At 49.1% G+C, this 22,264-nt stretch carries 20 protein-coding genes; 12 read left to right on the top strand and 8 right to left on the bottom strand.

Translation table 11 applies throughout. The features are described from left to right. Positions 1-133: 133 nt before the first annotated feature. Both mobB and mobA read right to left on the bottom strand, forming a co-directional pair. A complete protein-coding gene (gene mobB / locus EC843_RS22320) occupies positions 134-640 on the bottom strand; it encodes a molybdopterin-guanine dinucleotide biosynthesis protein MobB (RefSeq protein ID WP_064541900.1) in 507 nt (168 codons plus the stop codon). Next, entirely contained in the window at positions 641-1,270 is a 630-nt protein-coding gene (gene mobA / locus EC843_RS22315) for a molybdenum cofactor guanylyltransferase MobA (protein WP_074388502.1), read from the bottom strand. A 24-nt stretch (positions 1,271-1,294) separates the two neighbouring features. On the opposite strand from mobA, the gene EC843_RS22310 reads away from it, so the two are divergent. The 3 genes from EC843_RS22310 (at position 1,295) to dsbA (ending at position 3,282) form a co-directional block, all read left to right on the top strand. After that, complete coding sequence (locus EC843_RS22310; RefSeq protein ID WP_064541894.1) at positions 1,295-1,564, top strand: YihD family protein; 270 nt, start codon at positions 1,295-1,297, stop codon at positions 1,562-1,564. A 76-nt stretch (positions 1,565-1,640) separates the two neighbouring features. Beyond that, positions 1,641-2,630 carry a serine/threonine protein kinase gene (locus EC843_RS22305; RefSeq protein ID WP_064541891.1) on the top strand — a complete coding sequence of 330 codons (990 nt, stop codon included), beginning with the start codon at positions 1,641-1,643 and terminating at the stop codon, positions 2,628-2,630. Positions 2,631-2,658: 28 nt separating this feature from the next. After that, a complete protein-coding gene (gene dsbA / locus EC843_RS22300; protein WP_064541924.1) occupies positions 2,659-3,282 on the top strand; it encodes a thiol:disulfide interchange protein DsbA in 624 nt (207 codons plus the stop codon). Between the two features lie 31 nt (positions 3,283-3,313). Here dsbA and EC843_RS22295 read toward each other — a convergent pair whose 3' ends face one another. Then, the gene (locus EC843_RS22295) at positions 3,314-4,147 is read right to left on the bottom strand and encodes an acyltransferase (RefSeq protein WP_232887165.1); all 834 of its coding nucleotides are present in this window, start codon (positions 4,145-4,147) and stop codon (positions 3,314-3,316) included. Here EC843_RS22295 and EC843_RS24915 point away from each other — a divergent pair. Beyond that, positions 4,041-4,310 (top strand): hypothetical protein, encoded by a 270-nt coding sequence (locus tag EC843_RS24915; RefSeq protein ID WP_232887166.1) that lies wholly within the window; start codon positions 4,041-4,043, stop codon positions 4,308-4,310. The two genes, EC843_RS22295 and EC843_RS24915, sit on opposite strands and share 107 nt — an antisense overlap. Before the next feature lie 336 nt (positions 4,311-4,646). Beyond that, on the top strand, positions 4,647-7,439 hold the full coding sequence (polA, locus tag EC843_RS22290; protein ID WP_133523072.1) for a DNA polymerase I: 2,793 nt from the start codon (positions 4,647-4,649) through the stop codon (positions 7,437-7,439). A 298-nt stretch (positions 7,440-7,737) separates the two neighbouring features. On the opposite strand, the gene yihA is transcribed toward polA, so the two are convergent. After that, on the bottom strand, positions 7,738-8,397 hold the full coding sequence (gene yihA, locus EC843_RS22285) for a ribosome biogenesis GTP-binding protein YihA/YsxC (RefSeq protein WP_064541921.1): 660 nt from the start codon (positions 8,395-8,397) through the stop codon (positions 7,738-7,740). 586 nt (positions 8,398-8,983) lie between these two features. Here yihA and yihI point away from each other — a divergent pair. After that, positions 8,984-9,505: a Der GTPase-activating protein YihI gene (yihI, locus tag EC843_RS22280; RefSeq protein ID WP_064541882.1), complete on the top strand. Its 522-nt coding sequence runs from the start codon at positions 8,984-8,986 to the stop codon at positions 9,503-9,505. Between the two features lie 149 nt (positions 9,506-9,654). After that, positions 9,655-11,028: an oxygen-independent coproporphyrinogen III oxidase gene (hemN, locus tag EC843_RS22275; RefSeq protein WP_064541879.1), complete on the top strand. Its 1,374-nt coding sequence runs from the start codon at positions 9,655-9,657 to the stop codon at positions 11,026-11,028. Positions 11,029-11,059: 31 nt separating this feature from the next. Here the strand turns inward: hemN and glnG are convergent, their stop codons facing one another. The 3 genes from glnG to glnA all read right to left on the bottom strand — a co-directional run bounded on the left by glnG (position 11,060) and on the right by glnA (position 15,169). Beyond that, entirely contained in the window at positions 11,060-12,469 is a 1,410-nt protein-coding gene (glnG, locus tag EC843_RS22270) for a nitrogen regulation protein NR(I) (RefSeq protein WP_064541876.1), read from the bottom strand. A gap of 8 nt (positions 12,470-12,477) precedes the next feature. After that, positions 12,478-13,527: a nitrogen regulation protein NR(II) gene (gene glnL, locus EC843_RS22265; RefSeq protein ID WP_064541874.1), complete on the bottom strand. Its 1,050-nt coding sequence runs from the start codon at positions 13,525-13,527 to the stop codon at positions 12,478-12,480. A 232-nt stretch (positions 13,528-13,759) separates the two neighbouring features. Then, positions 13,760-15,169: a glutamate--ammonia ligase gene (gene glnA, locus EC843_RS22260; RefSeq protein WP_064541871.1), complete on the bottom strand. Its 1,410-nt coding sequence runs from the start codon at positions 15,167-15,169 to the stop codon at positions 13,760-13,762. 376 nt (positions 15,170-15,545) lie between these two features. Between glnA and typA the strand changes: the two genes are divergently transcribed. The 5 genes from typA to fabY all read left to right on the top strand — a co-directional run bounded on the left by typA (position 15,546) and on the right by fabY (position 20,447). Beyond that, positions 15,546-17,372, top strand: coding sequence for a ribosome-dependent GTPase TypA (typA, locus tag EC843_RS22255; RefSeq protein WP_064541867.1), 1,827 nt, complete (start codon positions 15,546-15,548; stop codon positions 17,370-17,372). A 153-nt stretch (positions 17,373-17,525) separates the two neighbouring features. Next, complete coding sequence (gene yihX / locus EC843_RS22250) at positions 17,526-18,122, top strand: glucose-1-phosphatase (protein WP_064541864.1); 597 nt, start codon at positions 17,526-17,528, stop codon at positions 18,120-18,122. Next, a complete protein-coding gene (locus tag EC843_RS22245; protein ID WP_064541863.1) occupies positions 18,119-18,991 on the top strand; it encodes a virulence factor BrkB family protein in 873 nt (290 codons plus the stop codon). Before yihX ends, EC843_RS22245 begins: the two co-directional genes overlap by 4 nt. Continuing rightward, positions 18,988-19,425, top strand: a complete 438-nt coding sequence (gene dtd / locus EC843_RS22240) for a D-aminoacyl-tRNA deacylase (protein WP_064541860.1) — start codon at positions 18,988-18,990, stop codon at positions 19,423-19,425. The genes EC843_RS22245 and dtd overlap by 4 nt, the downstream gene beginning before the upstream one ends. A gap of 80 nt (positions 19,426-19,505) precedes the next feature. Next, positions 19,506-20,447 carry a fatty acid biosynthesis protein FabY gene (gene fabY / locus EC843_RS22235; protein ID WP_064541857.1) on the top strand — a complete coding sequence of 314 codons (942 nt, stop codon included), beginning with the start codon at positions 19,506-19,508 and terminating at the stop codon, positions 20,445-20,447. Between the two features lie 11 nt (positions 20,448-20,458). Here the strand turns inward: fabY and EC843_RS22230 are convergent, their stop codons facing one another. Further along, positions 20,459-22,141: an AsmA family protein gene (locus tag EC843_RS22230; RefSeq protein ID WP_064541855.1), complete on the bottom strand. Its 1,683-nt coding sequence runs from the start codon at positions 22,139-22,141 to the stop codon at positions 20,459-20,461. Positions 22,142-22,264: the final 123 nt, after the last annotated feature.

Genomic DNA, 22,264 nt, shown 5'->3' with positions numbered 1-22,264 from the left:
GTAGTGTGGGGTCTCCCCATGCGAGAGTAGGGAACTGCCAGGCTCCAATTAAGCAAAAAGCCCTGTACTGACGTACAGGGCTTTTTGCTGTCTGCAATTTATAGAAAGATACCCACGAGAACGTAGGTAATACTCACTTCTTAAGCCAGTCAGCAATAAAATCAGCAATCTGAATGGGTGAGTTGATATCCAGTACAGGAAGCGACACATTTGGTAGCGGTACGTCACTCGAAATGGCAATAACATTCCTATCTATTTTCAGCTCATCAACGCTATGCGTTAGTCCTGCCCTGTAAAGCAGGATCTTAGGTATCTCTTCATGCTTAAAACCTTCAACCAATATCAAATGAAGTGAGCTGGAATCCATTCTGCTGGCGAGCCAATGCAAATCCAGTTCTTCTTGCTCAGGTGTTTCAGTCATTAATGCCCAACGATTCTTGTTGGCTACTATCGTTTGGTCCGCCCCAGCTTTCCGCAATTCGTAACTGTCTTTTCCTGGTTTATCGACATCCACATCATGATGAGTATGTTTGATTAACCCAGGGCGGATCCCTCGTTCATTGAGTAAAGGGATCAGTTTCTTAAGAAGCGTTGTTTTACCTGTGCCACTCCAGGCGGCAATCGCGAGTAGAGGAATCATCTATTTATGCTCCCATTGGGCGAGATCTTCAGGTGAATTCACGTTGATGAAGTTATTCATCTGATCCTGGAATCGAACGCTGTGCCCACCAGACTCTCGGAGAAAAAACATTACCCGTCGTTCTCCCGAAGCCAGATAGTTTTCCAGGGATACAGCGAGTTTCTTATGTATAAGAGCGATGGTTGGATGGTCACGTTCCCCATCATTTACCCACACGGCACGCGAAGCCCCTTTCTGCTCCCAAAGTTTGCATGCCAGATCGTCGGGAATGTTGGGTGTATCGCAAGGACAAAACAAAAACCACTCGCTATCGAGGTTCTGCATTGCCGATAGCATTCCAGCCAATGGCCCTGGGTAATCAGGTAATGTGTCACTGAGAACGCGTAATCCAATAGATTGATATATTTCGATATTTCTATTCGCACTGATCACCACATTGCTGACTTGAGAGGTGAGCTTTCTGGTGACATGCTCAAATAATGGTAGGCCATTGAAGTATATTAGTCCCTTATCGTTACCCCCCATTCTTGTGGCTCTTCCTCCGGACAGCACCACACCAGTAACTTCCGTTAAACATCTCACTAATATCGCCTCTTTTAATGTGGGTTTGAGCCTGCTAACGTGTGACATCTCGCATGTGAAAGGAGCACAATCATGAAATGCAAACGTCTTAACGAACTGCTCGAGCTACTTCAGCCAGCATGGCAGAAAGAGCCAGACCTCAACTTGATTCAATTTTTGCAGAAACTCAGTAAAGAGTCAGGTTATACCGGTGAATTAACCGATCTCACTGATGACGTGCTTATTTATCAGCTGAAAATGCGTGATTCGGCAAAAGACGCTGTTATTCCTGGCATTCAGAAAGACTATGAAGAAGACTTTAAGACCGCATTGTTACGTGCCCGTGGTGTAATTAAAGAGTAAAAGCTTGTAAGCCGCACCACTTTGACAGCGATGAAATGTTATCCTCAACTATCCGTATTTACAGTCGGTTGCCTGGATGACAGACAGCAGCGCTTTCAATTTTCAAACACTACATCCGGATACCATCATGGACGCCTTGTTCGAACAAGGTATACGGGTGGATTCCGGCTTGACCCCATTAAACAGTTTTGAAAACCGCGTCTACCAGTTTCAGGACGAGGATCGTAAACGTTATGTGGTTAAGTTTTATCGCCCCTATCGTTGGTCACCTGAGCAAATAGAAGAAGAGCATCAGTTTGCGCTTGAGTTACAAGCTGATGAGGTTCCGGTTGCGGCCCCCTTGCATCTCAATGGCAACACCTTACTACGCCATAATGGCTTTATGTATGCTGTGTTCCCGAGTTTGGGGGGAAGGCAGTACGAAACGGATAACCTTGATCAGATGGAATGGGTTGGCCGTTATCTTGGCCGTATCCATCAAACAGGGCGTCGTAAGCCATTTTCTGCGCGCCCTGATATGGGCTTAAATGAATACTTATTTGAGCCGCGTGAAATATTTGAGCAGACGCATTTGATTCCATCAGCCCTGAAGAAGAGCTTTCTCAACGCCACCGATGCGTTAATAGCAGAAATTCAACTTCATTGGCATACCGATTTTCAGCCATTACGACTACATGGTGATTGCCATCCAGGGAATATTCTCTGGCGCGATGGTCCTTTGTTTGTCGATCTGGATGATGCCCGAAATGGCCCGGCAGTTCAGGATATCTGGATGCTTCTCAATGGTGACAAAGCCGAACAGAGAATGCAGCTAGAAATGATTGTCGAGGCATATGAAGAGTTTGCCTCATTTGATTCAGACGAAATTGCACTCATAGAACCTTTACGAGCAATGCGTATGGTTTATTATCTCGCGTGGATAATTCGGCGCTGGGATGACCCTGCTTTCCCCAGAAATTTTCCCTGGATTACAGACGAAGATTACTGGCGGGGACAAACTGCGACTTTTAAAGAGCAGGTACGGGTTCTACGTGAACCACCACTAACATTAACGCCAATGTATTAATCAGTATTTATTCAGGAGAGATTCAATGATGAAAAAGATTTGGCTGGCGCTGGCGGGGATGATCCTGGCATTCAGCGTGTCTGCTGCACAGTTTAAAGATGGAAAAGAGTTTATCACTTTAGAAAAACCTGTCGCCGGTGAGCCGCAAGTTTTAGAGTTTTTCTCCTTCTATTGCCCACACTGCTATCAGTTTGAAGAGGTTCTTCATGTCTCTGATAATGTGAAGAAAAAGCTGCCAGAAGGCACTAAGATGACAAAGTACCATGTTGAGTTCCTGGGCCCATTGGGCAAGGATTTAACTCAGGCATGGGCTGTTGCACTGGCATTGGGCGTGGAAGACAAAATTACCGCTCCAATGTTTGAAGCTGTGCAGAAAACTCAGACTATCCAAAATGTTGCTGATATCCGCCAGGTATTCATCACTGCTGGCGTTAAACCAGAAGAGTACGATGCTGCCTGGAACAGTTTTGTTGTGAAATCATTGGTTGCTCAGCAAGAGAAAGCTGCGGCAGATCTGCAACTGCAAGGCGTTCCCGCTATGTTTGTAAACGGAAAGTATCAGTTGAATCCACAAGGCATGGACACCAGCAATATGGACATGTTTATTCAGCAATATGCTGAAGTCGCCAAGTTCCTGGTTGAAAAGAAATAACAAAGAAAGCCGGTCAATGACCGGCTTTCTTCTATTGTTTGATGTTTGTCAGTAGTTGATCTTTCTCATGCCACAACGCATTCAACCATTGCTGGAAGCGACGTTTAAAAGCTTTGTCATTCACATAATCGCCATGCAGATCCTCTGCAATTGGCACCAGCGACACCCTCACCACAATTCGCGTCATCTTCCCGCTTAACATGTCATAAAATGGGCTTTGTGCATTTTCAGGATAACAAATCGTCACATTCAGCAGCTTATCGAACTGTTTCCCCAACACGTTGAGAGCCATTGCAATTCCAGCTGCTTTAGGTGGAAGCAGGTTTTGAAAAGCCGAGCGAGTCTGTAAACGCTTCTCTTTAGTGAATCTCGACCCTTCGACAAAATTCACTATTGTCGTTGGGTGAGAGCGAAATTTTTCGCAAGAGCGGCGAGTGGTTTCCACATCTTTGCCGCGTTGCTCTGGGTGACGCAATAAATACCCTCGCGAGTAACGTTTCATGAAAGGCATATCCAAAGCCCAACAAGCCAAACCCATAAATGGCACCCAGGCGAGCTGTTGTTTTAAAAAGTACTTATTCATTGGGATATGTTTGCGAAACAGGACGCACAAAATGACGATGTCCGCCCAGCTTCGGTGATTACAAATTAGTAGGTACCAGTTTTTTTTGCTGAGATCGTCGAGCCCTTCAACGTCCCATTTTAGATGTGGATTTAGCCTGAGCAAAAAAGCCAATCCTTCACACCAGCAGTACATCATGAAATCAGCAAATACCGAGATTGAGCGCCAGATGATGGGAACGGGTAAGAGTAGCTTGATGATGCCAGCAATAATAATAGGTACTGAGCAGGCTACAGTGACCACGATAGTAAGAGCGACACTCAGAATCAAAGTTATCGCGGCGAATAATCTCGACATAAATAAGTTTTTCAGTTGGTTAGAGAGTGTCTGGTGCTGGAAGAAGAATAATAGGGCTGAATTTTATCAGAAGTTTATCAGCATGGATGACACTAAAACTGCTCAATAAAAAACATACATACCATAGGCTTTGAATAATTTCGGTCTATTACATAATTTATTTTTATATCCACATTTATCGATTACGCACAAAATGTCTTCTCAGTGAATGCCTTAAATGTAGTGCATTGAAAAATAATGATATTTAATCGAAAGATAATTTCTTTCGAACTTAACAATCAATTGCTTAAAAAACTATGCACAAACTTATCCACAATGTTGATCTTGAGGCAGATCTCGAAGATCAACAAAACTTTTCACCTTATCTTCCTCAAAAGTTCATGTTTTCAGCCAGGCTATGGCATCCTTTAGCTATAAACTAAAACCAGTCACGGAACGGAACATTATGGTTCAGATCGCGCAAAATCCACTTATCCTCGTTGATGGCTCCTCTTATCTCTATCGTGCCTATCACGCCTTCCCACCGCTGACTAATAGCAAGGGTGAACCGACCGGGGCAATGTACGGCGTGCTGAACATGCTGCGTAGTTTGCTGTTGCAGTACCAGCCGACTCATGCCGCAGTAGTGTTTGATGCCAAAGGTAAAACCTTCCGTGACGAGTTGTTTGAACACTATAAATCTCATCGTCCGCCTATGCCTGACGATCTGCGAGCACAAATCGAACCTCTGCATGCAATGGTAAAAGCCATGGGATTACCACTACTGGCGGTTTCTGGCGTGGAAGCTGACGACGTTATTGGCACGCTTGCACTTGAGGCGGAACGTGTGGGCCGTCCGGTACTTATCAGTACTGGCGATAAAGATATGGCGCAACTGGTTACACCGAGTGTGACGCTTATCAACACCATGACTAACACCATCCTTGGCCCAGATGAAGTTCGCACTAAATATGGTGTGCCTCCTGAACTGATTATCGATTTCCTGGCCTTAATGGGCGACTCGTCGGATAACATTCCTGGTGTTCCGGGCGTTGGCGAGAAAACAGCACAGGCACTACTCCAGGGTTTAGGTGGTCTGGATACGCTGTACGCTAATCCAGAGAAAATCGCAGAACTGACGTTCCGTGGTGCGAAAACTATGGCGGCGAAGCTTGAGCAAAGCAAAGACCTGGCTTACCTCTCCTATAAACTGGCCACCATCAAAACAGATGTGGAACTTGAGCTGGGCTGCGAGCAATTAGAAGTGCAGCAACCGGCGGATGAAGAGCTTCTGGATCTGTTCAAACAATACGAATTCAAACGCTGGATTACCGATGTTGAAGCAGGCAAGTGGATGCAGGTTAAGGGCGCGAAACCGGCTGCACAATCGCCAAAAACCGTCGAGATTGAAGCTGACGTTGAGCCGGAAGAGCCAGCTAATGTGCTTTCTTATGACAACTACGTCACTATTCTTGACGAAACCGTGCTGGAAGAGTGGATTACCCGTCTGAAAAAAGCGCCAGTCGTCGCCTTTGATACCGAAACCGATAGCCTGGATAACATCAGTGCGAACCTGGTTGGTCTGTCATTTGCCACTGAACCGGGTGTTGCGTGCTACATCCCTGTCGCACATGACTATTTAGACGCTCCGGTACAAATTCCTCGTGAGCGTGCGCTCGAACTTCTGAAGCCATTACTTGAAGATGAAAGCGTGCTTAAAGTTGGCCAGAACCTGAAGTATGACCGTGGCATCATGCAGAACTACGATATCGAACTTCGTGGAATTGCGTTCGATACCATGCTTGAATCCTACATTCTTGATAGCGTTGCAGGCCGCCACGATATGGACAGCCTGTCCGCTCGTTGGCTGAAACACACCACCATCACCTTCGAAGAGATTGCTGGCAAGGGCAAAAAGCAACTGACCTTTAACCAAATAGATCTGGAGCAGGCCGGGCGTTATGCCGCAGAAGATGCTGACGTGACTTTACAGCTGCATTTGAAAATGTGGCCGAAGCTTGAAAAGCGTGAAGGGCCATTAAGTATCTTTAAAAATATCGAAATGCCACTGGTACCCGTGTTGTCACGTATTGAACGCAACGGTGTGAAGATCGACCCGGCTGTGCTGCATACTCATTCTGAGCAACTGACAAAACGCCTCGCAGAGCTGGAAATCACAGCTCACGAAATTGCAGGCGAAGCGTTTAATCTCTCTTCACCGAAGCAGCTGCAAACCATTCTTTTTGAAAAACAGGGTATTAAACCACTCAAGAAAACCCCTGGCGGCGCCCCGTCAACTTCTGAAGAAGTGCTGGAAGAACTGGCTCTGGATTACCCGCTGCCTAAAGTTATCCTTGAACACCGTGGCCTGGCGAAGCTGAAATCGACTTATACCGATAAGCTGCCGTTAATGATTAACCCGAAAACGGGCCGTGTACATACTTCCTATCATCAGGCTGTGGCTGCGACCGGGCGTTTGTCTTCGACCGAACCGAATCTGCAAAACATTCCGGTACGAAATGAAGAAGGGCGTCGCATTCGCCAGGCCTTTATTGCACCAAAAGATTATCTGATCGTTTCTGCCGACTACTCGCAAATCGAACTGCGCATCATGGCGCATTTGTCTCGTGATAAGGGCTTACTGACTGCATTTGCCGAAGGCAAAGATATTCACCGTGCGACAGCCGCTGAAGTATTTGGTATTCCGTTGGATAGTGTTTCTGGTGAGCAACGCCGCAGCGCTAAAGCGATTAACTTCGGTCTGATTTACGGCATGAGCGCATTTGGTTTGTCACGCCAGCTCAATATCCCGCGTAAAGAGTCGCAGAAATACATGGATCTCTACTTTGAACGCTATCCTGGTGTGCTGGAATATATGGAACGCACCCGCAAGCAGGCGAAAGAGCAGGGTTATGTCGAAACTCTGGATGGACGCCGCCTGTATTTACCGGACATCAATTCTAGTAATGCGGCTCGTCGTGCTGGTGCTGAACGTGCGGCTATCAATGCCCCGATGCAGGGAACGGCGGCTGATATCATCAAACGCGCGATGATTGCTGTCGATGCCTGGCTTGAAACAGAGAAGCCACGCGTAAAAATGATCATGCAGGTACACGATGAACTGGTCTTTGAAGTTCATCAGGATGATTTGGAAGCTGTATCGAAGAAAGTCCACGAACTGATGGAAGGCAGCATGAAACTGGATGTGCCGCTATTGGTGGAAGTTGGCAGTGGCGCAAATTGGGATGAAGCGCACTAATTTGCAGCTGGTTATGTAACTAAAGAACATAAGTCATAGCTTTTTGTGATGGTGCTTCAAGATTGAAGTGTAAAGGGTGAAAAAAAACTACAAAAAGTACTTTTTCATCCTAATAAAAAGGAGTAGAGTTATTCGCGTAGGGTACAGAGGTAAGATGTTCTATCTTTCAGACCTTTTACTTCACGTAATCGGATTTGGCTGAATATTTTAGCCGCCCCAGTCAGTAATGACTGGGGCGTTTTTTATTGGGCGCGAGTCAGGAAAGAAAGGAAAAGCACGGGCGAACCCATGCCTATTTTTATTCGCCAGTTGCTTCGTCGTCTTCTTCTTCTACGTCGTCTTCTTCAGTTGCTGGTGGAATATCGTTGTACCAGCCATCAAGCTTATGACGCAGTACATCGACACCAATTTTCTTCAGCGACGAAAACGCTTCTACCTGAATATCACCGTTAAAGTCCACAACCGCTTCACGCACCATATTTAACTGCGCTTTACGAGCGCCAGATGCCAGCTTGTCGGCCTTGGTTAACAGCAGCATGACTGGAATGTTGCTCGCAACGGCCCAGTGAATCATTTGCTGATCAAGGTCTTTAAGCGGATGACGGATATCCATCAGCACCACTAGTCCTTTCAGGCTATTACGCTTTTGCAGGTATTCACCAAGCGCGCGCTGCCATTTCAGTTTTACTTCTTCCGGTACTTCGGCGTAGCCATAGCCCGGTAAATCCACCACACGTAAGCCTTCAGCCACTTCAAACAAGTTGATGAGCTGAGTACGGCCAGGTGTTTTACTGGTACGAGCCAGTGCTTTCTGATTAGTCAGCGTATTTAATGCGCTGGATTTCCCTGCGTTAGAGCGGCCTGCGAAAGCAACCTCAATACCAGTATCAGAAGGTAAATGGCGAATATCCGGTGCGCTAAGCACGAAGTGGGTCAGTTGATAATTCCAGTTTTTCAAAACGGTTGTCTCCCTCAGGATGAGCATTGTGGGGGATTATACCTGAACGTGGCGAAAACGCCGTGTTTCTCAGCAAGGCTTACAGGATTACAGAGATACGCCTGCAGTTTGTAAGACATTGACCATTCATACTGGCAGACAACGCAGCGTTGATAAATGCAGACATTATTAAAATACTTTATAAAACAGCATATTAAGACGATATTGATTGATTGTATCAATGCCTTAACACAAATACCTACCTTGTAGAACCAGGCGCTAAGAGTAAAGTAAGCGGCACAGGCAAAGGAGAGCCACAAAGGATAGCAACTCAGGATGAGGGTTCAGGATCGTCAGGATGGCGAAGAACCAGGGAAGTGCCAGGAGGCAACGTCTGGAGACGTTTAAAAGGGACAAGGATTTACACGGAAGTTGTTTGCAAAGGATAGACAGGGCGTCGAGTGCGAACAGGGATTGTGTGACCAGATAACGGTCCAGAGACAAGAAAAAGGCGACAGGTTAACCTGCCGCCTTTTTTCTTTGCTTGCTTTCTGCTAGATTCCGCCGCAATTCTATACTGAATAAAAATGGCTCAAGATAATTTATTATGAAGCAACAAAACTCAGCAGCACCTGGTTCCAAGCCTTCAAAAGCACGTCGTAAAACGCGTGAAGAGATCGATCGTGAAGCACGTGACCGTAAACGTGATAAAAAACACAGCGGGCATGCAGCGGGTAGCCGTGCAACTGGCGGTGTTCAAGCGAAAAGTGGAAGTGGCAGCAGTCAGGCTAAAGATCCGCGCATTGGCAGTAAAAAACCAATCGCCCTGGGTGTAACTGAAGTCCAGGTCAAAAAACCTAAACAGCACAAACCTAAAATCGAGAAACCTATGCTCACACCACAGGCTGAACTGGATTTGCTGGAAAATGATGAGCGCCTGGACGCGCTGCTGGAACGTCTTGAAGAAGGTGAAACGCTTAATGCAGAAGAGCAGGCGTGGGTTAACGCTAAGCTTGATCGTATTGATGCGCTAATGGCAGAACTCGGCATCGCCTATGAAGATGACGAAGATGAAGAAGAAAAAGAGAAGGGCGATGATTTGATGCGCCTGCTCAAAGGCACTGATTAACGGTCTTTCGCAATGGAATTACCTGTTCTTATCGTGGTTATTCCTCTGGTGTGTTATCTGCTGTGGTTATTCGTTAAACTACGGCGGTTGTCGCGATTGCAAAAATCGTTGCGCCGTCAACGAATGCGGCATCACCGGAGGAAGTAAGCATGTCTGAGCAGTTAATCGATTGGGATCTGGCCCTGATCCAGAAATATAATTATTCAGGGCCACGTTATACCTCTTATCCCACCGCGCTGGAGTTCTCAGAAGGCTTCGGTGAGGCGGCATTTCTTGAAGCGGTGGCTCGTTATCCTGAGCGCCCGCTTTCGCTGTACGTTCATATCCCGTTCTGCCATAAACTTTGCTACTTCTGCGGCTGCAATAAAATTGTGACCCGCCAGACGCATAAGGCTGATCAATACCTTGATGCGCTTGAACAAGAGATAGCCCATCGTGCACCGCTCTTTAAAGGTCGTCACGTCAGTCAGTTGCATTGGGGCGGTGGTACACCAACTTACCTCAGTAAAGCGCAGATAAGCCGTCTGATGGGGCTTCTACGGGGTCATTTCAATTTCGATGAAGATGCTGAGCTGTCCATTGAAATCGATCCGCGTGAAATCGAACTCGATGTGCTGGACCATTTGCGCCAGGAAGGGTTTACCCGCCTGAGCATGGGAGTGCAGGATTTCAACAAAGAAGTGCAGCGCCTGGTTAACCGTGAGCAAGACGAAGAGTTTATCTTCGCGCTGATTCAGCGAGCGCGAGAACTTGGCTTCACCTCGACCAATATTGACTTGATCTACGGCCTGCCAAAGCAGACGCCAGAAAGCTTTGCCTTCACGCTCAAGCGTGTTGCAGAACTTAGTCCTCACCGTTTAAGCGTTTTTAACTACGCGCACTTGCCGACGTTGTTTGCAGCACAGCGCAAAATTAAAGACGAAGACTTACCGAGCGCCCAGCAAAAACTCGACATTCTGCAAGAAACCATCGGTTCGCTGACCCATGCGGGATATCAGTTTATTGGCATGGACCACTTTGCGCGGCCAGATGACGAACTGGCGATTGCTCAACGCGAAGGGAAACTGCACCGTAACTTCCAGGGCTACACCACTCAGGGTGATACCGACCTGCTGGGAATGGGCGTTTCTGCCATCAGCATGATTGGCGACTGCTACGCGCAGAACCAGAAAGAGCTTAAAACATATTATCAGCAGGTTGATCAGCAGGGCGATGCGCTGTGGCGCGGCCTGGCACTCACCCGCGATGACTGCATCCGTCGTGATGTTATCAAAGCATTGATTTGTAATTTCCAGCTTAAATTTGCCGAAATTGAACAGCTTTGGGATTTAGATTTTGCAGAGTACTTTGCCGAGGATCTGAAATTACTGGCACCATTGGCGAAAGATGGGCTGGTGGATGTTGATGGTAAACACATTCAGGTGACAGCTAAAGGCCGTCTGCTAATCCGTAATATCTGCATGTGCTTTGATACTTACTTGCGCCAGAAGGCACGCCTTCAGCAGTTCTCGCGCGTGATATAAAACTAAAGGCGGCTTGTAAGCCGCCTTTTTGTTATTCCATCCCCAACTCTTTCAACTTACGCGTCAGGGTATTGCGCCCCCAGCCAAGTAAACGAGCCGCTTCCTGCTTGTGGCCTTGCGTATGCCGCAGTGCCGTCGTTAGCAGTGTGCGTTCCATTTCTGGCTGAGCTTCAGAGAGTAAATTCTGATGACCGGAACGTAATGCGCGATCTGCCCATTGCGCCAGTAAAGTTGCCCAACTGTCGGATTGAGAATGTGCCGGGCTATCGGGAATGGTTGTCTCGAACAACTCGGCAGGCAAGTCCTGAATCAATACTTCCTGGCCTGCCGCCATGACCGTTAACCAGCGACAGGTATTTTCCAGTTGGCGCACGTTTCCAGGCCAGGCCAAACGCGTTAATGCTGTTTCGGTTTCGGGATGAAGCTGCTTGGCTTCCACACCTAACTCTTTTGCAGCATCTTGCAAGAAATGACGAGTCAGACGCGGAATATCTTCGCGGCGTTCGCGCAGGGGTGGCAAATGCACGCGAATTACGTTCAGGCGATGGAATAAATCCTCACGGAATTTCCCTTCCTGCACGCGTAACTCAAGGTTCTGGTGCGTTGCGGCAATAATTCGCACATCAACTTTTACCGGCGCATAACCGCCAACACGATAAAACTGTCCGTCAGCCAACACGCGCAGCAAACGAGTTTGCACGTCCAGCGGCATATCGCCGATTTCATCGAGGAACAGTGTGCCGCCGTCAGCCTGCTCGAAACGGCCTTGCCGAATTTGATTAGCGCCGGTAAAAGCCCCTTTCTCATGGCCAAACAGCTCAGACTCAATCAAATCCTTTGGGATGGCAGCCATATTCAGCGCAATAAAAGGGGATTTCACCCGTGGGCTGTGGCGATGCAAGGCATGGGCGACTAACTCTTTACCCGTACCGGATTCACCGTTAATCAGCACACTTATTGATGACCGGGAGAGGCGGCCAATGATCCTGAACACATCCTGCATCGCAGGCGCTTCACCAATAATATCGGTGGTTGGCCCATTAACCTGCACATTGCGCGGTTGCTGCTGTTCCTGATAGTGGCTGATGGCGCGTTCAACCAGAGCCACCGCTTCATCAATATCAAAGGGTTTAGGCAGGTAATCAAAAGCACCCTGCTGATAGGCACTCACGGCCGCCTCAAGGTCTGAATGAGCGGTCATTATGATGACCGGCAACATCGGGTGGCGTTGTTTAATCTGCTTTAGCAGCGCCAGGCCATCCATGCCGGGCATGCGAATATCAGATAACAAAACGTCCGGGGTTTTGGTTGCAAGAGCATTCAGGACTTCAGTGCCACTTTCAAATGTGGTGCAGCTTAAACCAGCCCCTGTTAGTGCGCGTTCCAACACCCAACGGATGGAGCTATCGTCATCAACGATCCAAACTATCCCTCGTTGCATAAAGACCTCTACTTACGAATGGGCAGGTAAACCGAAAACTCGGTATGACCTGGCCAACTGTTAAATTCGATTTTTCCCGAATGCTGATCGATCAAGTTGCGTGCAATAGAAAGACCCAATCCTGTCCCTCCTTCACGGCCACTCACCATTGGGTAGAATAGTGTGTCCTGCAGATGGGCCGGAATACCCGGACCGTTGTCTTCAACATCAATTCGTGCAGCCAGTCGGTAACGAGTACCGTGCAGCGTAATTTGAAAGGCGGTACGCGTGCGTAACACAATCTCACCACCATCGCTGCCGAGCGCCTGAAGCGCGTTGCGCACAATATTCAATAAAATCTGTTCAATTTGGTCTGGGTCGTGCGCTAACTCAGGCAAACTTGGGTCGTAATCTCTTACCAGCGACACGTTGGCAGGTAATTCCATCGACACCAGTTTCATCACCCTTTCGGTAACTTTATGAATACTTTCAGTAACGTGCATGCCAGGTTGCTGCGGGCCTAACAGCCTGTCGACCAGATTACGTAAACGATCAGCCTGCTCAATAATCACCTTGGTGTATTCAGTGAGCGAAGGATCGGGTAAGGCTTTTGCCAGTAATTGCGCGGCACCACGTAACCCACCAAGTGGATTTTTAATCTCATGAGCCAGCCCACGTACTAAGTCACGAGCGGCAATTTGCTGCGCCTGCTGTAACTGTTCCTGACTTAAACGTCGTTGGTTATCCATCGGCGCCATTTCCATCAGGATGAAACCTTCTGGTAAACGTTGTGCTGTCAGGGAAAGAATGTGGGAGCGGCTATCGATAACCAGCGTGACTTCGTTATCGGTAAAACCCTGGCCGGAGGTCAGGCTTTCCTGCATCAAGCCAATATTTAGTGAAAAGTAACTCAACAGCTCTGGTAACGGTGTGCCGTACAGCTTGCGTGAACTTTGCGCCAAAAGTTGCTGTGCCGCCGGATTGGCGTAATGAACCGCCAGTTCGTCATCGACCAGTAAAATGCTATTGATTAAAGAATTCAGGATCTGCCCAGCATCGGGCAGCGTGCCGGTTGCCATACAGCAGTCTCCGATAATTTGCACTGTGATGGTGCATTATAGTTTCCTGGCAGCAAAAGATATTGTTGCAGCAGATTATTTGTGGAGAAAAAAGCCCATCCTGAGATGGGCTAAAAGTTTCCACGGCAACTAAAAATCTTCTGAGACTGATGACAAACCACTTCGTAGGTCGGATAAGCGCAGCCCTACAACACCTGTTTAGTGAATTTTGTCAGCAATCTGCTCAACGTCATTAAACGCTGTAATACAGTTCAAACTCGACTGGGTGCGGAGTCATACGCACGCGGTCGTTTTCTTCGATACGCAGCGCGATGTAAGCATCGATAGCTTCATCAGTGAACACGCCGCCCGCAGTCAGGAACTCGCGGTCTTCGTTCAGGCAGTTCAGTGCTTCTTCCAGAGAGCCTGCAACTTGTGGGATCTCTTTTGCTTCTTCTGGAGGCAAGTCGTACAGGTTTTTGTCCATTGCTTCGCCCGGATGGATTTTGTTCTTGATACCATCAAGACCAGCCATCAGCAGTGCTGCGAAGCACAGGTACGGGTTAGCCGCTGGGTCCGGGAAGCGCACTTCGATACGACGTGCTTTCGGAGACGCAACTACTGGGATACGGATTGAAGCGGAACGGTTAGCTGCAGAGTAAGCCAGCATAACTGGAGCTTCGTAACCCGGGACCAGACGCTTGTAGGAGTTGGTGGTTGGGTTAGCCAGGGCGTTGATGGCTTTAGCGTGTTTGATAACACCGCCGATGTAGTACAGCGCTTGCTCAGACAGGCCAGCATATTTGTCACCAGCGAACAGGTTTACACCGTTCTTAGCCAGGGACATATGGCAGTGCATACCAGAACCGTTATCGCCAAACATTGGTTTTGGCATAAAGGTCGCTGTTTTGCCGTAAGCATGAGCAACGTTGTGAACCACATATTTGTAGATCTGAATCTCATCTGCTTTTTTAGTCATGGTGTTGAAGCGGGTAGCCACTTCGTTCTGACCAGCAGTTGCTACTTCGTGGTGGTGAGCTTCAACAACCAGGCCCATTTGCTCCATAGTCAGACACATTGCAGAACGCAGGTCTTGTGCGGAGTCAACCGGAGGAACTGGGAAGTAACCGCCTTTAACAGCAGGACGGTGGCCTTTGTTGCCGCCCTCGTATTTGGTGCCGCTGTTCCATGCACCTTCGATATCATCGATAGCCACGTGAGAACCGGAGATGGAGCTACCGAAACGAACGTCGTCGAACAAGAAGAACTCTGGTTCTGGCCCGAACAGTACGGTATCGGCGATGCCAGTAGAACGCAGGTAGTCTTCAGCACGCTTGGAAATGGAGCGTGGATCGCGGTCATAACCCTGCATGGTGCCAGGCTCAAGAATGTCGCAACGAATGATCAGCGTAGAATCAGCGAAGAATGGGTCAATAACAGCGGTAGACGCATCTGGCATCAGAACCATGTCGGATTCATTGATGCCTTTCCAGCCACCAATTGAAGAACCATCAAACATTTTGCCTTCTTCGAAGAAGTCAGCAGTAACCTGATGAGCAGGGATAGTGACGTGCTGTTCTTTACCTTTGGTGTCAGTGAAGCGCAAATCTACAAACTTCACTTCGTGTTCATTCAGCATCGTCAAAACGTGTTCAGCGGACATACTTAACTCTCCCGGATTGGTCATTGTCGTCGTGGTAACGAGGTGTTCAATACTTTCTTCGTTTGGCTATTCGCCCTAAAATGTTTAAAGCGAAATCTGTGCCAACTTTTAAATTACCCTAAAAAGGCGCTATCATGCGCACCATAGTGCAAAAGGGATGCACCATGATGGATAGTTTGCACCAATGTAGTGCTTCAGTCTGAGATTTGAGCACCATATTGGTGCAATTTTCGTTGTGGCTCCCTTTTTTGCTCCGTGAAAGCGATCACAAACCCTTACTTTCAACATTGTTTGTAAAAGTTCTTTGTGATCCTGTTATGTCCTTCGATTAATACGTGTACAATAACGCGCTATTTCTAATGCCTGAGGCAAAGTTGTGATCGAAAATCTGCGTAATATCGCCATCATCGCGCACGTTGACCATGGTAAAACTACCCTGGTTGATAAGCTGCTGCAGCAATCTGGTACTTTCAGTAACGACCGTGCTGAAGCCACTGAACGCGTGATGGACTCCAACGATTTGGAGAAAGAGCGTGGGATTACCATCCTCGCTAAAAACACCGCTATCAAATGGAATGACTACCGTATCAACATCGTTGATACCCCTGGGCACGCCGACTTCGGTGGTGAAGTTGAACGTGTAATGTCCATGGTAGACTCCGTTCTGCTGGTCGTTGATGCAATGGATGGCCCAATGCCGCAGACGCGCTTCGTAACCAAGAAGGCATTTGCTCATGGTTTGAAGCCAATTGTTGTTATCAACAAAGTTGACCGTCCTGGCGCGCGTCCTGACTGGGTTGTTGATCAGGTGTTCGACCTGTTCGTAAACCTTGACGCTACTGACGAGCAACTCGATTTCCCAATCATCTACGCATCAGCGTTGATGGGTATCGCAGGTAACGATCACGGTGATATGGCGGAAGACATGACCCCGCTGTACCAGGCGATTGTTGACCACGTTAAAGCACCAAGCGTTGACCTTGATGGTCCGTTCCAGATGCAAATCTCCCAGCTCGATTACAACAACTACGTTGGTGTTATCGGCATCGGTCGCATCAAACGCGGTAAAGTGAAGCCTAACCAGCAAATCACTATCATCGACAGCGAAGGTAAAACTCGTAACGGTAAAGTCGGTAAAGTACTGACCCACCTCGGCCTGGAGCGTATTGAATCCACCGAAGCGGAAGCCGGCGACATCATCGCGATTACCGGTCTGGGCGAGCTGAACATCTCCGACACCCTTTGCGACACGCAAAATGTTGAAGCGCTGCCAGCACTGTCTGTTGATGAACCAACTGTTACCATGTTCTTCAACGTCAACACCTCTCCGTTCTGTGGCAAAGAAGGTAAATTTGTTACCTCTCGTCAGATCCTTGACCGCCTGAACAAAGAGCTGGTGCACAACGTCGCACTGCGTGTTGAAGAAACCGAAGATGCGGATGCATTCCGTGTATCCGGTCGTGGTGAGCTGCACCTGTCTGTTCTTATCGAAAACATGCGTCGTGAAGGCTTCGAACTGGCTGTGTCCCGTCCGAAAGTAATCAACCGTATGATCGATGGTCGTATGCAAGAGCCGTTCGAGAACGTGACTCTGGATATCGAAGAACAACACCAGGGTTCTGTGATGCAGGCGATGGGCGAGCGTAAGGGTGATGTCAAAGACATGATCCCTGACGGCAAAGGCCGTATCCGTCTGGATTACCTGATTCCAGCACGTGGCCTGATCGGCTTCCGTACTGAGTTCATGACCATGACTTCTGGTACGGGTCTGCTGTACTCCACATTCAGCCATTACGACGACGTGAAACCAGGCGAAATCGGCCAGCGTCAGAACGGCGTGCTGATCTCTAACGGCCAGGGTAAAGCGGTTGCGTTTGCTCTGTTCGGTCTGCAAGATCGCGGCAAGTTGTTCCTGGGCCACGGTGCAGAAGTTTACGAAGGCCAGATCATCGGTATTCACAGTCGTTCTAACGACCTGACTGTAAACTGCCTGACCGGTAAGAAACTGACCAACATGCGTGCTTCTGGTACTGACGAAGCAACCACTCTGGTCCCAGCACTGAAGATGTCTCTGGAGCAAGCTCTGGAATTCATCGATGACGACGAACTGGTAGAAGTGACTCCAACTTCTGTCCGTATTCGTAAACGTCACCTGACTGAAAACGACCGCAAACGCGCGGGTCGTGGCGGCAAAGAAGCGTAAGTTTCTTTCCTGCAAAGCATTGAAGCCCTGCCTGTTTAGGCGGGGCTTTTTTTTGCACTGTTGCTCGCAGAACCTGCATCATTGCAAACCCGCCGATAGTCAAAGCCTCCCTTTACCGCTACAGTTATTTGTCCATACGCAAAGGAGAGGCTTATGCTGTATATCTTTGATTTAGGCAACGTCATTGTTGATATCGACTTCAACCGCGTGATGGGGGTATGGAGCGATTACAGCCGTATACCGCTAGCGAATTTGCAAAAAAGCTTTGTGATGGGGGAGGCTTTCAAACGCCACGAGCGTGGGCAAATTAGTGATGAAGAGTTTGCTGAAGCGGTCTGTGAAGAAATGGGCATGGCACTGAGCTTCGATCAATTTTCCGCCGGTTGGCAGGCTATCTTTGTCGGGTTACGCACAGAAGTTATCACCGTGATGAACAAACTTCGCGAAGATGGACATCGCGTCGTGGTGCTTTCAAATACCAACCGCTTACACACTTATTTCTGGCCGGGTGAATATCCGCAAATTGCCGAGGCGGCAGATAAAATCTATCTGTCCCAGGAAATGGGTATGCGAAAACCCGAGGTAGAGATTTATCAAAAATTACTCGAAACAGAAGGTTTTTGCGCGGATCAGGCGGTCTTTTTTGACGACAACGCCGATAATATTAAAGGAGCTCAACAGTTGGGTATCACCAGCATTTTGGTGACCGGAAAAGACACGGTGCCTGGCTATTTCGCAAAAGGCCTATGATAAAAAACGTTCATCGTAAAACGAGCCAACACCTCAGGCCGTGTATCGCCTGGGGAAAGTTGCTCTGGCACCGCATCGACCAGGACAATATGACTACGCTTGCAGGGAACCTTGCCTACGTGTCATTGCTCTCGCTGGTGCCCTTGGTTGCGGTGGTGTTTGCGTTATTTGCGGCATTCCCTATGTTTGCCGACATCAGTGTCCAGTTGCGTCACTTCGTCTTCTCAAACTTTATGCCCGCTACCGGCGATATTATTCAGCGCTATATCGAACAGTTTGTCGCTAACTCCAACAAAATGACGGTGGTGGGAGCCTGCGGGCTTATCGTCACCGCACTATTACTGATGTACGCCGTGGATAGTGCGCTGAACACCATCTGGCGCAGCACGCGTACGCGCCCAAAAATCTATTCGTTTGCGGTTTACTGGATGATTTTAACGCTGGGGCCACTGTTGGCCGGGGCGAGTCTGGCGATCAGCTCTTATTTGCTGTCTCTGCGTTGGGTTACGGGCTTTAACAGTGTGATTGATGATATGTTGCGCATCTTCCCGCTGCTGCTGTCCTGGCTGTCGTTCTGGTTGCTCTACAGCATCGTCCCAACCACGCGGGTCCCTGTGCGTGACGCACTAATCGGCTCGCTGGTCGCCGCAGTTTTATTCGAGCTGGGGAAAAAAGGCTTTGCCCTCTACATCACCATGTTTCCCTCTTACCAGTTGATTTACGGTGTGTTAGCCGTGATCCCCATTTTATTTGTCTGGGTCTATTGGACCTGGTGTATCGTGTTGCTCGGCGCCGAAATTACTGTCACTCTCGGCGATTACCGAAAACTTCGCATTGAATCACAGCGGGAAGAATTGGAAGAACCATGATTGCATTAATTCAGCGCGTCACCCACGCTCGCGTCACTGTGGCGGGTGAAGTGACGGGTGAAATTGGCCCAGGACTTTTAGTGTTATTGGGTGTCGAAAAAGAAGATAACGAACAGAAAGCGAATCGCCTTTGCGAGCGGGTTTTGGGTTACCGTATTTTTGGCGATGAAAACGACAAAATGAACCTGAATGTTCAGCAAGCCGGTGGCAGTGTGCTGGTGGTTTCGCAGTTTACCCTCGCAGCCGATACCGAACGAGGCATGCGTCCGAGCTTCTCGGGTGGTGCAGCACCACAGCTTGCAGAAGAGTTATATGAATACTTTGTTGAACGCTGTCGACAACAGGGCATCGTGGCTGAAACGGGGCGCTTCGCCGCCGACATGCAGGTGAGCCTGACCAATGATGGCCCGGTGACGTTTTGGTTACAGGTCTGAATTCACAGCACTTGTAGGTCGGATAAGCGCAAGCGCCATCCGACAAAACCCGGTCCCGCGTAACAAGAGAGAGTACATGTATGTATCACCTTCGCGTACCGCAAACCGAAGAAGAGCTTGAGCTCTATTACCAGTTTCGTTGGGAGATGTTGCGCAAGCCGCTGCATCAACCCAAAGGCTCCGAGCGCGACGCCTGGGATGCCATGGCTCATCACCAAATGGTGGTGGACGAAGAAGGAAGTATTGTTGCCATTGGCCGCTTGTATATCAATGCCGATAACGAAGCGGCTATTCGCTTTATGGCGGTTCATCCGTCTGTGCAAGATAAAGGGCTGGGAACGCTGGTGGCGATGACGCTTGAGTCTGTCGCGCGTCAGGAAGGGGTCAAACGTGTGGTGTGTAGCGCGCGTGAAGATGCCGTCGAATTTTTTGCCAAACTGGGGTTTGAGAATCAAGGTGAAATTACTACGCCTTCGACCACCCCGATTCGCCACTACTTGATGATTAAACCGGTTGCCTCACTGGATGACATTCTTCATCGCGCTGACTGGTGTGGGCAGCTACAACAAGCCTGGTATCAGCACATTCCATTGAGTGAAAAGATGGGCGTGCGCATCCTGCAATACACCGGGCAGAAATTCATTACCACTATGCCGGAAGCAGGCAATCAAAACCCGCACCAGACCTTATTTGCAGGCAGCTTGTTTTCTCTCGCCACGCTGACGGGTTGGGGGCTGATTTGGCTAATGTTGCGCGAGCGGCATCTTGGCGGCACGATTATTCTCGCCGATGCGCATATCCGATATAGCAGCCCGATCACCGGAAGGCCGGGTGCTATTGCCGATTTGGGGTCGCTAAGCGGTGATCTTGACCGCCTGGCGCGAGGCCGCAAAGCTCGCGTTGCATTGCAAGTTGAGCTGTACGGCGATGATACTCCAGGCGCGGTATTTGAAGGAGTGTATCTGGTACTACCCGCTAAACCTTTTGGCCCACTTGAAGAAGGTGGGAACGAAGAAGAATAAGAACCCGGCGCTTATGCGCCGGGAACATCGCCATTCTGCATAGTTTGCTGTACTTGTTTGCCGTCGGAACTGGTGGCTTGCAAGGTACCGTTCACGGTCGGTTTAAGGGCGGCTTGCGCAGCAAGGCTGCCGGTCACGGAAAGCTGTAAATTACCATTCCCTTCCAGCGGCAACGCCGGCCATCCCCATTGTTGCAACACGTTTACCGGCACCGAACGTCCTCGCAGATTTATCGCAGCATTACGTTGCGGAGCCTGCGAAATTGCCCCTGTTGCTTCCAGCATACCTTCACCCGCAAAAGCACTCAGCTCGGTAATCGAAATCTGGTTATCTGTGGCATTCAACGAAATCGACGGGCGACGGACATCGACACGATTGAAAGTGGCTGACGACGCATTCAGCGTGGCGTTGCCACTCCAGATTCCCCACTGGCTGTTGCGCACAACTTCAAGATTGTTCGCCGTGCCGTCTAACGCGGTGAACTGGAACGGGAAGGCCGGGTCGATATCGATGACCAGATTCCGGTTCGCCGACAGCTTTTTAATGGTCACCGAATGCACCCATTCCGGCAGCGGTTTCATCCAGCGGGCTTTCCAGTCTTCCGGCAGCGTATATTCAAGCCCGGCAAAAACCAGCTCATCCAGCGCCAGCTTTTTCTCATTGCGTAACCAAACGCCTGAGGCGCGGACCATGCCTCTTTCCCAACGTGAAGTGAACTGGCGTAGCGTGGCGGCTTGCGGGCTGAAGTCGATATTCACAATCGGATCATTCAGATGCAGATCGCCATTGATAAAATCGCTGGCATTCATCGACAACCGCCCGTCGTCGCTTTGCCATCCGCCATCTGCCAGCGTCAGATTGCGCAAACTCAGATCTAAATCAGTGACCGCCCAGTCTTTACCTTCCAGCCGCGCATCGGTGACTTCCAGGCTATCAATTTTCAGTGAAGGGACGGTGGCAAGCGGGGCCAGGAAATCGGCAATGGATTTTTCTGTTTGCAGGCGAATGTCGTTCAAACGCAGGCTACCAATCTGCCAGGAACCGTCTGCAAGCCGCCGGGCATTACCCGTGAGCGAACCGCGTGCCATATCCGCGCCAATGGTTGAGAGCGTCACTTGTTGGTTATTAATCGCGCCCTGCAACAGGACGTTAGTGGCGGGAACGCCGTTGAGCGTCATGGAGCCTGCGCTAAATTGAATATCTGCCGTATTACCCAGGACTTTGCCAGGCTGCGGCTGCCATGGGGTCACGCCACCGTTGACGCGCTGCGCACGTAAGTCCCATGCCGTATTCGGGCTGTTGAGCGCCATATCGTTTAATTGCAGCATGTCGGCCTGGAAAGGCAGCGGCGCAGCATTAGGGCTGAGATTTAGCGTTCCGTTTTGCAACAGAATTTTGTCGAAGTGCATCGGCTCTGAAAACTGCCGGGAGCTCAGGTCGATATCAATATTTTGCGCCACTAATGTTGCAGGCTGGCCTTTGCGACCGAAAGTCACTTTCGTCAGCGTGAGGTGCGTGGGCGAAGCCAGGCGATGACTCATCTTTTCAAAAGAGAAATTGTAATCGCTCTTTTCATTGACCCAACTGCTAACCTGGGTGGCTCCCCAACGAGTTTGCAGCAAAAAATAGGCAGCTATTAGCGCAACAAATATGACGACCAATAACGCAGTGATCAGCTTTCCGAGAAATTTCATTGTCTTCCATCCCATGAAGTTTCGGTATGGGTGTTATGCCCCATTTACCGTTATAGCTCAAGGATGGGATTGTCAGGAGGGGTAACACGCGCTGGTGACAACAAATCACCAGCGCGTGAGGTA

The organism is Buttiauxella sp. JUb87 (assembly GCF_004361975.1).
GTDB classification, from domain to species: domain Bacteria; phylum Pseudomonadota; class Gammaproteobacteria; order Enterobacterales; family Enterobacteriaceae; genus Buttiauxella; species Buttiauxella ferragutiae.
The sequence above is the reverse complement of the archived record's forward strand: the minus strand, read 5'-3'. Positions and strand labels throughout refer to the sequence as shown.